14 protein-coding genes are annotated in these 13,990 nt (G+C 62.4%); 7 read left to right on the top strand and 7 right to left on the bottom strand.

Annotated features, from left to right (window positions below):
- Nucleotides 1–6: 6 nt before the first annotated feature.
- Both E8L03_RS20555 and E8L03_RS20550 read left to right on the top strand, forming a co-directional pair.
- Complete coding sequence (locus E8L03_RS20555) at nt 7–1,245, top strand: iron-sulfur cluster carrier protein MrpORP (RefSeq protein WP_144306650.1); 1,239 nt, start codon at nt 7–9, stop codon at nt 1,243–1,245.
- 525 nt (nt 1,246–1,770) lie between these two features.
- On the top strand, nt 1,771–3,261 hold the full coding sequence (locus E8L03_RS20550; RefSeq protein ID WP_171268374.1) for a PilZ domain-containing protein: 1,491 nt from the start codon (nt 1,771–1,773) through the stop codon (nt 3,259–3,261).
- A gap of 135 nt (nt 3,262–3,396) precedes the next feature.
- Here E8L03_RS20550 and sppA read toward each other — a convergent pair whose 3' ends face one another.
- The 7 genes from sppA to E8L03_RS20515 form a co-directional block, all read right to left on the bottom strand.
- Complete coding sequence (gene sppA / locus E8L03_RS20545; RefSeq protein WP_171268373.1) at nt 3,397–4,389, bottom strand: signal peptide peptidase SppA; 993 nt, start codon at nt 4,387–4,389, stop codon at nt 3,397–3,399.
- Nucleotides 4,390–4,454: 65 nt separating this feature from the next.
- The gene (locus tag E8L03_RS20540) at nt 4,455–5,867 is read right to left on the bottom strand and encodes a sensor histidine kinase (RefSeq protein ID WP_171268372.1); all 1,413 of its coding nucleotides are present in this window, start codon (nt 5,865–5,867) and stop codon (nt 4,455–4,457) included.
- 18 nt (nt 5,868–5,885) lie between these two features.
- On the bottom strand, nt 5,886–6,053 hold the full coding sequence (locus E8L03_RS20535; RefSeq protein WP_153307174.1) for a hypothetical protein: 168 nt from the start codon (nt 6,051–6,053) through the stop codon (nt 5,886–5,888).
- A gap of 219 nt (nt 6,054–6,272) precedes the next feature.
- Nucleotides 6,273–7,373 (bottom strand): agmatine deiminase family protein, encoded by a 1,101-nt coding sequence (locus E8L03_RS20530; RefSeq protein WP_244963602.1) that lies wholly within the window; start codon nt 7,371–7,373, stop codon nt 6,273–6,275.
- Nucleotides 7,366–7,692, bottom strand: a complete 327-nt coding sequence (gene bamE, locus E8L03_RS20525) for an outer membrane protein assembly factor BamE domain-containing protein (protein WP_144306655.1) — start codon at nt 7,690–7,692, stop codon at nt 7,366–7,368. Before bamE ends, E8L03_RS20530 begins: the two co-directional genes overlap by 8 nt.
- A gap of 38 nt (nt 7,693–7,730) precedes the next feature.
- Entirely contained in the window at nt 7,731–8,597 is an 867-nt protein-coding gene (locus E8L03_RS20520; RefSeq protein ID WP_171268370.1) for an outer membrane lipoprotein-sorting protein, read from the bottom strand.
- Nucleotides 8,598–8,781: 184 nt separating this feature from the next.
- The gene (locus tag E8L03_RS20515) at nt 8,782–9,267 is read right to left on the bottom strand and encodes a hypothetical protein (protein WP_171268369.1); all 486 of its coding nucleotides are present in this window, start codon (nt 9,265–9,267) and stop codon (nt 8,782–8,784) included.
- A 339-nt stretch (nt 9,268–9,606) separates the two neighbouring features.
- On the opposite strand from E8L03_RS20515, the gene E8L03_RS20510 reads away from it, so the two are divergent.
- From E8L03_RS20510 to dsrO, 5 genes are read left to right on the top strand one after another with little or no spacing between them, the layout of a single operon-like run.
- The gene (locus tag E8L03_RS20510) at nt 9,607–10,110 is read left to right on the top strand and encodes an RsbRD N-terminal domain-containing protein (protein WP_167512599.1); all 504 of its coding nucleotides are present in this window, start codon (nt 9,607–9,609) and stop codon (nt 10,108–10,110) included.
- 32 nt (nt 10,111–10,142) lie between these two features.
- Entirely contained in the window at nt 10,143–11,177 is a 1,035-nt protein-coding gene (gene dsrM / locus E8L03_RS20505; protein ID WP_144306659.1) for a sulfate reduction electron transfer complex DsrMKJOP subunit DsrM, read from the top strand.
- Nucleotides 11,178–11,188: 11 nt separating this feature from the next.
- Nucleotides 11,189–12,796: a sulfate reduction electron transfer complex DsrMKJOP subunit DsrK gene (gene dsrK, locus E8L03_RS20500; protein ID WP_144306660.1), complete on the top strand. Its 1,608-nt coding sequence runs from the start codon at nt 11,189–11,191 to the stop codon at nt 12,794–12,796.
- A gap of 2 nt (nt 12,797–12,798) precedes the next feature.
- Nucleotides 12,799–13,185, top strand: a complete 387-nt coding sequence (dsrJ, locus tag E8L03_RS20495; RefSeq protein WP_144306661.1) for a sulfate reduction electron transfer complex DsrMKJOP subunit DsrJ — start codon at nt 12,799–12,801, stop codon at nt 13,183–13,185.
- Nucleotides 13,182–13,982: a sulfate reduction electron transfer complex DsrMKJOP subunit DsrO gene (gene dsrO, locus E8L03_RS20490; protein ID WP_171268368.1), complete on the top strand. Its 801-nt coding sequence runs from the start codon at nt 13,182–13,184 to the stop codon at nt 13,980–13,982. The genes dsrJ and dsrO overlap by 4 nt, the downstream gene beginning before the upstream one ends.
- Nucleotides 13,983–13,990: the final 8 nt, after the last annotated feature.

The raw sequence follows: 13,990 nt of genomic DNA, 5'->3' as shown, positions 1-13,990 counted from the left end.
TACACCATGAGTGACGAATGCACAGGCTGCGGTTCCGGCGGCTCCTGCGATGCAGGCGGCTGCAGCGGCCCCAGCCAGGAAGAACTTCAGATGCAGGCGCGGCTCTCGCGCATCAAAAACAAGATTGTGGTCCTGTCCGGCAAGGGCGGCGTGGGCAAGTCCACGGTGGCCACCAACATCGCCATCGCGCTGTCCATGGCGGGCAAGAAGGTCGGCCTTCTGGACGTGGACGTGCACGGCCCCAGCGTGCCGCGCATCCTCGGCCTTTCCGGCCAGCAGCCGCACATGAACGAAGCGAGCATGGAGCCCGTGGCTTGGTCCAGCAACCTCTTCGTCATGTCCCTCGGCTTCCTGCTGCCCAGCCCTGAGCAGGCCGTCATCTGGCGCGGCCCGGTCAAGATGGGCCTCATCAACCAGTTCCTGCGCGACGTGGAATGGGGCGACCTCGACTTCCTCGTGGTCGACTGCCCTCCCGGCACCGGCGACGAGCCCCTCTCCGTGCTGCAGGACCTCGGCCCCGAGGCTCAGGCCGTGGTGGTGACCACGCCGCAGTCCATTGCCGTGGACGACGTGCGCCGCTCGGTTTCCTTCGTGCGCCAGCTGGGCAACCCGGTTATCGGCATTGTTGAGAACATGAGCGGCTTCGTATGCCGCCACTGCGGCGAGGTGGAGCACATCTTCTCCTCCGGCGGCGGCGAGAAGCTCGCTGCCGAGATGGACGTGCCATTCCTGGGCTCCATTCCCATCGACCCGGACATGGGCCGCGCAGCCGAGGAAGGTTTCTCCTACCTCAAGGTCTACGAGCACACCGCCGTGACCGAGGCATTCGGCCGGATCATTAAGCCCATACTGGAAAAGGCCGGCGCCCTGCAGGAGAACAACACCTCAGCGCCGGTGAACGGCGTGAAGCGCATCGCCGTACCTGTGGCGGACGGCAAGCTGTGCATGCACTTCGGCCACTGCCAGCAGTTCGCCTTTGTGGACATCGACCCCGACACGCACGAGGTGACCGGCATGACCCTGGAGACGCCGCCGCCCCACGAGCCTGGCGTGTACCCGGACTTCGTATCCTCCAAGGGCGCGGAGCTGGTCATTGCCGGCGGCATGGGCTGCAAGGCGCAGTCTCTGTTCACGGACAAGGGCGTGCGCGTGCTTGTGGGCGCCACCGGCCAGGATCCCAAGGAGATCGTGCGTCAATATCTTGCCGGCGACCTCTCCCTGGGCTCGAACATCTGCGATCATTAATCTTTATTCATACCCTTTCCCTGCATCTCCCCCGCACCGCAGCTGCCGGTGCGGGGGCTTTTTTTGCCACGGCGACACTTTCTCTCCGGAACGTTCTGTGATATTTTATTTTACGATGAAATTTACGCGAGTTACCATAGTGCCTTGCGCATCGTGCGTTTTCGCACTTGTTTTATGAACGGCACATACAGTGCATGCATTTCGAGACGGCTTGGGGATTTTTGCGGTGTGTTGCCGCAGCTGTCCGTCTTGACTGCATCCTGATTCGCTTTTACGCATTTGAGTCGCGGACAGTAGTCTGCAGAGTTTCTGCTTGGTTTGTTGGGGGGGCTTTACGTGGGGATCGCGATGGCTGAACGACCAGTGCTGGCGTCAGCGCCTGATGCGAATGGAATGGTCCGGGTCGAGTGCCCGGAGTGCGGTACGTCCGCAACCCTGCCTGCGCAACATCTCGCCCGTCAGGCCGGCCCGGTTTCATTGCGCTGTCAATGCGGCGCGGTCTTCCCTTGTGAGCTTTCGACGCCTGTGAAGAATTCCCCCACTCCTGCATCGGACGATGCGCCAGAGCAAAACGCCCTGCCCGATTCCGGGCAGCAGCACAACAGTGGAACCCGCGTCACCAACTTCGTGGCCAACCCCGACGGCTTCGTGCGCATCTCCTGCCCCACCTGCGGCGCCGCCAAGAAGGTGCGCTCGGAAAAACTGATGGGCATGACCCAACCCGTGCGGATGAAGTGCGCCTGCGGCAACGAGTTCCTCTGCCGCTTCAACCTGAACCCTTCCGGCGACACACTGCCGGCGCGCGCGACCGGCACGAGCCCCTACAAGGTGCAGACGGTCTTCCCCGACGATGACGACCGCGTCCACGTTTCCTGCCCCAGCTGCGGCGTAAAGCGCTCCGTCGACTACGAAAAGGTCAAGCAGCACACCCGGCCCGTGCGCACCAAGTGCCCGGCCTGCGGCTTCTCCTTTCCCGTGCGATTCCTGCCCAAAGAGCAGGACCCCAGCCGCCACAAACGGTACGAGGAGCAGACCTTCTACGCCGATCTGGGCGGCCGGGTGACCATCATTTGCCCCGAGTGCTCCAAGGGCCGGACCCTGCAAAGCGCCGATCTGGCCAACGTGAAGCAGCCGACACCAGTGCGCTGCTCTTGCGGCGCGGTCTTCCCCTGCCGCTTCGTCTTCCCCGAGCAGAATACGGATGAGGAGCAAAAACGCCTTCCCGATCCCGACATGGACGAGCTGCGCCACGCCAAGACCATGCAGGCCGATGAGTTGGGCCATTACATCCGCAAGCTGGGAGCCGAGCTCGGGCCCAAGACGTCGGCGTCGCCGCCGCCCCTGAACCCCCGCAGCACCGTGGATCTGGACCGGCGGGACTACCGCCAGGCCGGCGAGAATCCGTCCTCAGGAACCACAGACGATGGCATCCCCGAGGTGGAGGACGTGGTCGAGGTGGAGGGGGTTGAGCCCGTGTACGACGAGGCGGCCGGGCCCCAATCGCAGCCGGAGCCAGAGCAGCATGATCCCTTCACCGTGACCCAGGGCTTTGACGATGACTGGCCCCTGCTCAGCGTCAACGCGGAGCACAAGGTCCAGGCCCCGTGCATCCATTGCAAGCGCGTGAATGTGCTGGATCTTTCCAGCGTTAATGAAAGCGTGACGGCCGTCCGGGTGAACTGCGAGTGCGGCGAGCAGTACCCCGTTCGCCTGGAATGCCGCCAGACCTACCGCAAGCGCGCCTCATTGGATGGCTTCTACTTCGACGCAGAAGGCGACAAGCAGGAGATGGTGGTGCGGGACATCTCGCTGGGCGGCATCGGTTTCCACACCCGCGAGCCCCACAGGCTCAAGCCCCGCGACTACATCGATGTGCTCTTCCACCTGGACGATTCCAAGGGCACTCGCATTTACCGCCGGGTCATGGTGCGCAACGTCCGAGGCCGGTTCGTCGGCTGCGCCTTTGCCGAGCATCGCGAGCGCGACAAGGAGCTCGGCTTTTACCTCATGCCGTAGCGGCCCGCGCGGCTGCCCCCTGCATCGAGTCGCACATCCGCCCTATCCCACCTGGGCCGAAGGCCGTTTTGCTGCGCGCTTGCCCCAGACGACGACCGTCGCCGGTGAGCGAGTGCCTTGCTGCGCGCCGCCGTCCTACTCCCAGTTGCCGAAGGCGCCGGGCCAAAGGTGGTACAACCCGGCCTGGGGCACGCCCAGGGCGCTCTCCACATCAAACGCCGCGGCAGCGCCGCCCGGCATCGGCGACCTGGCCATGGTGTTGTAACCCGTGTCATCCGGGTACTCGCGCCGCTGGTAGACCACCACTTGCGCGTCTTCTCCGGCGCCGGAAAGGTGGCGCGCCGCATCGTAGCCGTCGTGGAGGTAGCCAAGGGAGTCCACGAGCCCTGCGTCCATGGCCTGCTGCGCCGTGAGAACCCGCCCGTCCTCAAAGGCGTGCATGGCGTTTTCGTCCAACTTTCTGGACGTGCGCACGATATCGAGGAAGCGGGCGTTCTCATCCAGGATCATCTGCTGGAAAAGCGCACGCTCCTGCTCTGTCGACGCCCGGAACGGCGAGCCCATATCCTTGAGATCGCCGGACTTCGTTACTTCAACGTTCACACGAACCCAGTCCAGAAGTCCGGACATGTCGGGCCGCAGGAAGATGGTGCCGATGGAGCCGGTGATGGTGGCCGGATGCGCTATGATGCGGTCCGCCGCGGCAGCGGTGTAGTAGCCGCCGGAGGCGGCCACCTCCATGAGCACGGCCACCACGGGGTTGCCCGTCTCCTGCTTGTAGCGGCGGATCAGATCGTAGCAGACGTCGGACGCCCCCACGGTGCCGCCTGGGCTGTTGATGGAGACGACCACGGCCTTGATCCGACTGTCATCCTTGGCTTTGGCCAGCTGCTCGTCCAGGCGTTGCACCGGGCTCGGCCTCTTGTACAACAGCGCGGAGCTGGGAGACATCTTCAGCGTGCCCTGCAGCCGCACAAGCAGGATCTTGTCCGTGCCACGGCCTTCGATGGTCTGCTCCTCCAGGGGCTCCCGATAGAAGCCGCCCAGAATGTTGATCCGCGGAGAACAGCCAGCCACGAGCAGTACGAGAACGGCGCAGGCCAACACGCGTGAAACGATGCGGTGCATTTTATCGCGACTCCAGAAGTGTTATGGGGCGGGAGAGTTTCAACAGCCTGCTACATGCTCTAAATCTAATCCACGGGAATGTTCACAATAACGCGCGCCCCCTCTGGAATCCGGTCCAGGGTGTGCGTGCCGTGCAGCTGCTGCGCAAGCATGTCCACAAGTTGCAGGCCCAGGGTGTCCGCCGTGGCTGGGGAGAAATCTTCTGGGAAGCCCTGCCCGTTGTCCTCCACCACCAGCCGCATGCGCCGGCTGGCCTCGCGGGACTCCGCGAGTCGCACCGGCTGGCCCGCGCCGTCCGGAGAGAGCTCCACGGATATGGCGACGAGACCCGGCCCCCGGGTTGGAAAGCCGTGCTTGAAGGCGTTGGTCACCAGCTCGTTGATGATCAGGCCGCACGGTATGGCCACGTCCACCTCCAGCTGCAACCGTTCGTCGATGTCCAGCTCTACCTCAACGCCCCCGGCGCGATGGTAGGAGCTCTTGATGTGATCGGTCAGGCTGTCGGCGTACTTGGCAAAGGCGATGCGGGTGAGGGAGTCCGAGTGGTAGAGCCACTCGTGGATCAGGGCCATGGACTTGACGCGATTCTGGCTGTCACGCAGGGCGTCGGCGGTCTGCTCGTCCCGCACGAACCCGGCCTGCAGGTTCAGCATGCTGGAAACCACCTGGAGGTTGTTCTTCACCCGGTGGTGCACCTCGCGCAGCAGCACCTCCTTTTCCTCCAGGGAGTGGAGCATCCGCTCCTCGGCCCGCTTCCAGGTGGAGATGTCCCGGACCACCCAGACGATGGCCTGCTCCTTGCCCAACTCGTCACCCAGGTCGGAGCGCGTTACCGAGACCGGGAAGTTCACGCCGTCCTTGCGGCAGTGGATGCACTCCACGGCGGCGTCCGCGCCGGCTTCAAAACCAGAGGTGAGGTGGCAGATGTCCATGTCCAGGCAGAGCACGCGCGCTTCCTGGCCCAGGATCTCCGTCTCGGTATAGCCGTACATCTCGGAGAAGGCCGCGTTGACAAAGACGATGCGACCGGCCTCGTGGGTGATGAACACGGCGTCGTGGATGGACATGAGCGCGAGATCAAGCATCCGGGCCTGCCGCCGCGTGGTGTTCAGGGACACGGCCCGGTCCAATGTCACCGGTATCATGCGCAGATAATTAAGATCTTCGTCCTTGATGAGGTAGTCGTACGCCCCGGCCTTCATGGCCTTGACCGCGATCTCCTCGTCGCCGAAGGCAGTCACGATGATCACAGGAACGGAGTCCACGGCCTCCAGAAGGTCGAACACCGTGCCGTCGTTCAGCAGGTAGTTGGCGATGACCACGCTGTACGAGTTTTCACGCACCAGATGCAGGGCATGGTGCAGCGACGATGTGGTTTCCACATCGTACGGCAGGTTGTTCTCGGCAATGAAACGCTCGAACACGTCCTGGTCCACAGGATCGTCTTCCAGCATCAGAATCTTCAATCTCTCTGGCATGATGCGGTAGTTGCCCCGCTACTCGTCCTTTTGATCGTCGTCATCAAAAATGGCGTTGAAATTATTGAGCAGGTTGGCTGCTTCCTCGCGGGAGAGGCCCTCCTCGCTCTCGGCGCCGCCGTTTGCGGAATCCTTCTCGATCTCGAACCCGAAATCATCCTCATTCGGCTTGTTCTGGTCGGACATCCCTCACCCCCTTGGGAACACACGTGAAAGATAACTGGCCTGGCCGGTCTTCATCATCGCCTTGGAAATCGCCGCATTTTCTGCGCGTGTATTCGATAAGGTCGTTGATGCGCAGCAGCACGTCGGGGTCGAACCCAATGCAGGTGAACGCCTTTTTATCTCGCTTCTTCGCTTATACCCATGTTCTGACCGTGAATACAAGGGCGTGCTGATTTTTATTCAGCCATCGCTCTCGGCAAGGGCCTCGGGTTGCTCATGGGTCAGGCAGTGCACGCCGCCAAAGCCCAGGGCGAGATCCACCGCGTGGATGCCCACCACCCGGCGGTCGGGAAAGCATTCCGCAAGGATGCCCAGAGCTGCGCGGTCGTTGGGATCGTTGAAGGTGGGCACGAGAACCACGCTGTTGCCGATGTAGAAGTTGCCGTAACTGGCCGGCAGGCGCATGCCGTCGAACCACACGGGCTGCGGCATGGGCAGGAACACCACCTCCGGCTTTGAGCCGTCGGCCAGCCGCGCGTCCTCCAGCCTCTCGCGGTTCTCCTCCAGGGGACGGTGGTTCATGTCGCCGCCGTCGGGCTCCCGGCAGAGCAGAATGCGACCCGGCCCCACGAAACGGCAGAAGTCGTCCACATGGCCATGGGTGTCGTCGCCGGCGATGCCGCGGCCCAGCCAGATAGTGTTGTCCGTGCCGAACAGCTTGGCAAAGGCAGCCTCGTAATCCTGGCGCGTCATGCCCGGATTGCGCACCTGCACCTCGGTGTCCAGCAGCCACTCCTCGGTGACGAGCACCGTGCCGGCGCCGTCGGTGTCCACACCGCCGCCTTCCAGCACCAGCCGCCTGCCATCATACTCGGCAGTCCGGATGTCCCAGCCCAACTCGGCAGCGCACCCGACGGATACGGCATCGTCCAGGGTGTGGTCCGGATAGCGGGCCCAGCCCGTGAAGCCGCAGTCCACGGCCATGCCGCTGCCGGATATGGCGGGGCCGTCCTCAGCGCGCCCTACCGTGAAGAAGGGCATGAAGTCCCGCGTCCAGCCGCGGTCCGTGGGCTGGCGGACAAAGCGCACGCCGGGCAGCTCCTGCGCCATGCCGGCGCGGGTCAGCACGCTCCTGGCGCGGGCCTCCACGCGCTCGTCATCCACCAGCAGGCGCACCTCCTCCGAGGCAGCCAGCTGCCGGACCATCTCGCCGTAGACCCAGGGAATAGCCTGGAACTTGGGGCTCCAGTCCGAAATCTTGGTGGGCCAGCCCAGCCAGACGGCCCGGTGCGGCTCCCACTCCGCGGGCAGCACCCGGCGCGCGGGCGAGCTCTCAGTCACAGTTGTCCTGCGCATTCACGCGGCCGTACCCAACCACGAGGTTGTCCTCGTGCTTGACGAAGATGGCGGCCGGCTTGCCGGTCGCGCCGTAGTGGTCCACCTCGTAACAATAATACTCGTAGCGGCCATGGGCCTTCACTCCGGAGGGTCTGCCCAGGGCGGAAACGACCTGCTGCTTGGTCATGCCGATCTGCACCGGCGGGATTTCGCCCTGCTGCATGCTGGCCCTGGGCGACGTGGGCCGTACCTCGCTGCAGCCGGAAAAAAGTCCTGCGCCGGTCAGCAGCGCCAGCGCCAGAACAAATGAAACCATACGCATGTTGATGCTCCTTGCGTTGTCGGAAATTGCGGCGGACGCTACTCGCCGTCCGTCTCGTTGCGATCGGGCGTGGACGGTTCAGCGTGCTGGCGCTTGGCCTCTTCCCGCTGCAGCTCCTCGTACGCTTCCTGGCCGAGCAGCGTCCTGAGCTCGAAAGTGTCGGCCGGGATGTTGAGGAACTGGGGCGGGCTCCATTCCAGCACGGCGGAGGCGTCGGAGAAGATGCCGCTGCGGATGTCCATATCGGAGAGGAAGGGCCGCATCTCCCCGTCGACGAGCGCCTCGTGCTCATATTTAAGGTATGCCGATTTCAGGAAGCGCCCCGATGGCGTGTAGAAGTTGATTTTCACGGCGACCAGCCGGCTCTTGGATATCCAGACCCGCAGGGTATCGTACTCGCCGGAGCCTTTTCTGCCCCGCATGATGAACAGGAAGCACGCCTCGCCGTAAGCGCTGTCCTCGCCGACCTCCTCCACCTCGTAGTTGGCCAGAAGGTCGATGGGCATGAGGCAGGCGTAGGACACCGGACCCAGGTAACTGTTGCTGGGCTTCAGGGAATCGGGCAGCGCCACGCCGGGGTTGATGGCCCAGAACCTGTCGCCGGAGCGCAGGATGAGCTGGCCCTGCATCTCGCGCGGGCGCAGCATTTCGGCCAGCACGTTGGCGCCCTTGGCCGTGACCAGCAGGGTGCGGCTCAAGCTGCGCTCGCCCTCATCCACGTCCACATTCAGGGTCCAGACCACGCCTTCGGGATGGGTCAGGGCCTGTTCCGCCCTGTTCAGGATGGCCTCGGAGGTGAGCAGCAGGGACCACGCCGGCTCGGCGCGCGATACGATCAACGCCAGGGAGAGCAGCACCAGCGCAAGCAGCCGGACGCCCAGGCTCCGGTATCGATGCCATATCACTGCCAATCCCCCTCGCCTGCGTGCTTCATCACGCTTCTCGCGGCGCACGGCCGCCTATCCGGAACGGGGAACGTTGGATGCGGACCGCGGGCGGGCACAACATAACGGACAAGCAGAGGTTTTTGCAACCGGTTCAGCAGGATGTCGCTATTCCCCGCCTGACGCGACGTATTATGGAGCCCCGTCACGGCGCGTCCTTCCTGCTGGCGCAGAGCTGCACCAGGGTGCGCAGCTTCCGGGCCAGTCCCGCCGCCTCATCGGCACCGGTTATCGTGGATATAAAGGTTATGGACGAATCCTCGTGCTCGCTGACCACGGCGCCGTCACGCTGCTGAAGGAAATGGGCTGGCTTTTCCAGGCCTATGCCGTGGAGGGTGAAACCATAACGGCCGTCCTCGCCGCGGAAGTAGGAGACGCGCTCCGGCGACACGCCGGCGAGATCCAGCCGGCGCAGAAATCGCCACGGCCCCTGGAGCCGCTCTTCGCGCAGGGTGCAGTCGTCGAACGCCACGTGGGGCAACCGCTTGGAAATGTAGACCCCGACGGGTTCCTGGGCCGCCGCCTGCCCCGCCAACGCCAGCAGGCAAAGCCCCAGGACAAGGGGGAATATGCGTCCGGAACGGAGCCCTTGCGACACTGCGCGGAAGAGTATGCGGCGCGGAGCAGACATGGTCAGACCTTCTGCCACAAGGGCGATGAACGGGCAAGGAGCGCTGGACGAAGCTGATGAGGTCTGGTAGGCAACACTGTTTTTTCCAGAGGACGCAGGTCAGTTTTCGGGGAGGTTCCCATTGTCGCAGAAATTTGGGAATTTTTTCACGAAATACGTGTATTCCCCGGAGAACGCACACGTCCGGGTAACTCTGCTGCGTGTTTTACTTTGGACAAAGTTGCGAAAAATCATTATAGCCTGTGCCCGAACAGTGAGTAAACGAACTCGCGCAAATTCTCACGAACTATTCACATAGACACAATGAATCTTACGGAAATCTTACACGAAAACCGGGACTTGATCGATGAGCGGTGGCGCGATGCCATCTTCCGGACGTATCCGCTCGACACGGTCGGTTTCATGCGCAGACAGAAAGACCAGTTCGCGAACCCCGTGGGACAACGCACCACGGCGGCCATCAGCGCGCTTGTCGACTTATTGATTGGCGAAGGGCTGGACAGCGAGGCAGTCAGACCGCACATCGACGAGATCGTGCGCGTCCGCGCCGTCCAGGACTTCTCTGCATCACAAGCCGTGGGTGTCATCTTCCTGCTCAAGACCGTTGTCCGCGAGCTGGTTCGGCAGTCCGAAGAAGGGGCCTCCCTCTATGGGGAGTTATTGCAATTCGAGTCGAAAATCGATAGCTTGGCGCTCCTTTCCTTCGAAAACTATTGCATTTGCCGCGACCAGATCAATCAGCTTCGCATCGATGAAGTGAAACGGCAGCATTCGAGGCTCCTGGAGCGAGCCAAGATGATATACGGCGATCAGGCCGAAGACCCTGACACCCCGAAACATTAGCCGTGTCAACAGAGCAAGCGAGGTAAGGGTACATGTCATTTTTTATCGCATTTCTCCTCGTCCTGGCGTTCGGCAGCCTGGCGTACTTGGGAGTGGAATCTGGCTACAAGCTCACGTTTGCAGCTATCATCCCATACGTTGCTGTCGGCGTTTTCGTATTCGGATTCGTGTATAAGCTGATCGACTGGGCTCGATCGCCCGTACCGTTCCGCATACCAACCACAGGCGGCCAGCAGAAGAGTCTGGACTGGATTCAGACGGACTACCTGGACAACCCGCCCAACAAAGGCTGGACAGTCGGCCGCATGATTCTGGAAGTGCTCACGTTCCGTTCGTTGTTCCGGAACACCTCCATGAAGCTGCGCTGGCAGGACGGCGAGCCCCGGGTGGCCTACTACTCGGCCAAGTGGCTGTGGCTCTTTGGCCTCGCGTTCCACTACTGCTTCCTGCTCATCTTCATCCGTCACTTCCGCCTGTTCATGGAGCCCGTGCCGATTCTGGTGAAGGGCGCCGAGTTCATGGACGGCATTCTGCAGATTGGCGCTCCGCGCCTGTACCAGACCGACCTCATCATCGTGGGCGCGCTGCTCTTTCTGCTGCTCCGGCGCGTTTTCGACAACAAGGTCCGCTACATCTCGCTGCTCTCGGATTACTTCCCGCTGTTCCTCCTTCTGAGCATCGTCAGCACCGGCCTCTGGATGCGCTACTTCGGCAAGACCGACATCGTCGGCGTGAAGCAGATGACCATGAGCCTGGTGCAGTTCGACCCCGTCGTCGTGGACTCGGTCGGCGCCATCTTCTACATTCATCTGTTCTTCGTGAGCATACTGCTCATGTATTTCCCCTTCTCGAAGCTCATGCACATGGGCGGCGTGTTCCTCTCGCCCACCCGTAACGCACCCAACGACACGCGCATGAATCATCACGTGAACCCCTGGAATCCGCCCAAGAAGTTCCACACCTACGAGGCGTACGAGGACGATTTCCGCGAGGTCATGGTGGAAGCTGGTCTGCCTGTCGAGAAGCAGCTGGAAGAAACGCCTGAAACCGAGGCGGAAGCCGAATAAGGAGCTGGTCCATGGCCAACGTTCCCACTCCAGAAGAATTGTTGAACATAGACTATTCCATGCCCCAACAGGGCTGGATGGACAGGAAGCCCGTCTTCGAAGACGGCAACTTCTGCTACCCGGCCAAGCCAGAGATCATCGAGGAGATCGGCTTCCCCAACCCCAGGGTGTGGTCTCCCAAGGACGATGACTGGAAGCTGCCGGAAAACTGGATGGAAATCCTCCACGACGGCATGAAGGACCGCCTCTCCAGGTACCGCTCCTTCAAGCTGTTCATGGACATCTGCGTGCGTTGCGGCGCCTGCGCCGACAAGTGCCACTTCTTCATCGGCGGCGGCGACCCCAAGAACATGCCGGTTCTGCGCGCCGAGCTTCTGCGGTCCATCTACCGCAAGGAGTTCACCACCGCGGGCAAGATCCTCGGCAAGCTCGCCGGCGCCCGCCCTCTGACTCAGGATGTGGTCAAGGAGTGGTTCTACTACTTCTACCAGTGCACGGAATGCCGGCGCTGCTCGCTCTACTGCCCCTACGGCATCGACACCGCCGAGGTGACGATGATGGCGCGCGAGCTCCTGCACCTGCTCGGCATCGGCATCAACTGGATCATGGAGCCTGTGCGCAACTGTAACCGCATGGGCAACCACCTGGGCATCCAGCCGCACGCCTTCAAGGACATCGTCGACTTCCTCTGCGAGGACATCGAGGAGGTCACGGGCATCAAGATCGACCCGCCCATGAACGAGAAGGGCCATGAGGTCATCTTCATCACCCCCTCGGGCGACGTCTTCGCGGACCCCGGCGTGTACACCTTCATGGGCTACCTCATGCTCTTCCATGAGATCGGCCTGGACTACACGCTCTCCACCTACGCATCAGAAGGCGGCAACTTCGGCCTCTTCACCTCCCACGAGATGATGAAGAAGCTGAACGCAAAGATGTACGCCGAAGCTGAACGCCTCGGCTCCAAGTGGATCCTGGGCGGCGAGTGCGGCCACATGTGGCGCGTCATCAACCAGTACATGGACACCCACAACGGCCCGGCGCCGTTCCTCGAAGTGCCCAAGAGCCCCATCACCGGCACGGTTTTCGAGAACGCCCGCCAGACCAAGATGGTCCACATCTGCGAGTTCACCGCGGACCTCATGAAGCACAACAAGATCCGCCTGGACCCCAGCCGCAACGACCATCTGCGCGTCACATTCCACGACTCCTGCAACCCGGCGCGCGGCATGGGCTTCTTCGAAGAGCCCCGCTACGTCATCAAGCAGGCTGTGCGTAACTTCTTCGAGATGCCCCCCTCCACCATCCGCGAGCAGACCTACTGCTGCGGCGGCGGTTCGGGCCTCAATACGGACGAGATCATGGAGATCCGCATGCGCGGCGGCCTGCCCCGCGGCAACGCCCTGCGCCATGTCCAGCGTGAGCACGATGTGAACATGATGTCCTGCATCTGCGCTATCGACCGCGCCACGCTCATTCCGCTGGCCGACTACTGGGCTCCCGGCGTTGGCATCAGCGGCGTGCACGAGTTGGTGGCAAACGCGCTCATCATGAAGGGCGAGAAGAAGCGCACCATGGATCTCCGCCTGGAGGAACTGCCCGGCATGGAGGGTGAATAATCATGTACAACGCCAAGTACATCGTCCCCGGCATCGTCGTCTTTCTGATTCTGGCGACGCTTCCGTTCTGGTGGAGCTCGATCTTCGTCCCCGGCTACAAGACGCCCGAGCTCGCACTTCCCAAAGATCAGGACAAGTGCATTGAATCCGCTGACTACATGAAAGCGAACCACATGCAGATGCTCAACGACTGGCGCGATCGCGTGGTTCGCCAGGGCGAGCGGCTCTACACCGCTACCGACGGCAAGGTTTACGAGATGAGTTTGCAGAACACCTGCATGAAGTGCCACACCAACAAGGCCGAGTTCTGCGACAAGTGCCACGACACTGCGAGCGTAAACCCTTACTGCTGGCAATGCCACCAGGCCCCAAGGGGGAACGAGCAATGAGCAAGACCAGACGTGACTTTTTGAAAATCGCCGGCATATCGGCACTGGGCCTGGGCTGCTCCGCCCTGCCCGCTGCGGCCTCCGAAGAGGGCCTCGCTGCCGCCCCCGCGGCTGACGCCCCCGCAGCGGACACCATGAACCCGCATGCGCTGACGGCCACGCGCTGGGGCATGGCCATCTTCACCAGGAAGATCAAGGGCCCGGAGCACTTCAAGCAGATCATCTCGGCCTGCCACAGCTACCACAACGTCCCGAAGATCCCGAAGCACAAGAACGAGATCAAGTGGATCTGGGAAGACTCCTTCGAGCACACCTTCACCGAGAAGGAAAGCCACTACCTTGCCGAAGACGTCAAGATGATGGACTTCCTGCTGCTGTGCAACCACTGCGACAACCCGCCGTGCGTGCGCGTCTGCCCCACCAAGGCGACCTTCAAGCGCGACTGGGACGGCATCGTGATGATGGACATGCACCGCTGCATCGGCTGCCGGTTCTGCATGGCGGCCTGCCCGTACGGATCGCGCAGCTTCAACTTCGGCGATCCGCGGCCGTACATCAAGGAGCTCAATCCGGACTACCCCACGCGTATGCGCGGCGTCGTAGAGAAGTGTGATTTCTGCGTCGAGCGCCTGGCCCAGGGTATGATGCCCGCGTGTGTGGAAGCTTCCGAAGGTGCCTTGGTCTTCGGCGATCTCGACGATCCGAACTCCGACGTTCGCAAGGCTCTCCGGGAGAACTTCTCCATCCGCCGTAAAACCTCTCTGGGTACCCAGCCCAGCGTGTATTACATCATCTAAGGGGCTCG

It is taken from the genome of Oceanidesulfovibrio marinus, assembly GCF_013085545.1.
GTDB lineage: Bacteria > Desulfobacterota > Desulfovibrionia > Desulfovibrionales > Desulfovibrionaceae > Oceanidesulfovibrio > Oceanidesulfovibrio marinus.
Note: the sequence above shows the minus strand (reverse complement) of the source record. Positions and strands in the feature narration are given on the sequence as shown.

Bases quoted from the DNA above. Each gene is read 5' to 3' on its own strand.
- dsrM (WP_144306659.1), top strand. From the start codon at position 10,143: ATGTCATTTTTTATCGCATTTCTCCTCGTCCTGGCGTTCGGCAGCCTG.
- dsrK (WP_144306660.1), top strand. From the start codon at position 11,189: ATGGCCAACGTTCCCACTCCAGAAGAATTGTTGAACATAGACTATTCC.
- E8L03_RS20555 (WP_144306650.1), top strand. From the start codon at position 7: ATGAGTGACGAATGCACAGGCTGCGGTTCCGGCGGCTCCTGCGATGCA.
- E8L03_RS20540 (WP_171268372.1), bottom strand. From the start codon at position 5,867: ATGCCAGAGAGATTGAAGATTCTGATGCTGGAAGACGATCCTGTGGAC.
- bamE (WP_144306655.1), bottom strand. From the start codon at position 7,692: ATGCGTATGGTTTCATTTGTTCTGGCGCTGGCGCTGCTGACCGGCGCA.
- E8L03_RS20515 (WP_171268369.1), bottom strand. From the start codon at position 9,267: ATGTCTGCTCCGCGCCGCATACTCTTCCGCGCAGTGTCGCAAGGGCTC.
- sppA (WP_171268373.1), bottom strand. From the start codon at position 4,389: ATGCACCGCATCGTTTCACGCGTGTTGGCCTGCGCCGTTCTCGTACTG.
- dsrJ (WP_144306661.1), top strand. From the start codon at position 12,799: ATGTACAACGCCAAGTACATCGTCCCCGGCATCGTCGTCTTTCTGATT.
- E8L03_RS20535 (WP_153307174.1), bottom strand. From the start codon at position 6,053: ATGTCCGACCAGAACAAGCCGAATGAGGATGATTTCGGGTTCGAGATC.
- dsrO (WP_171268368.1), top strand. From the start codon at position 13,182: ATGAGCAAGACCAGACGTGACTTTTTGAAAATCGCCGGCATATCGGCA.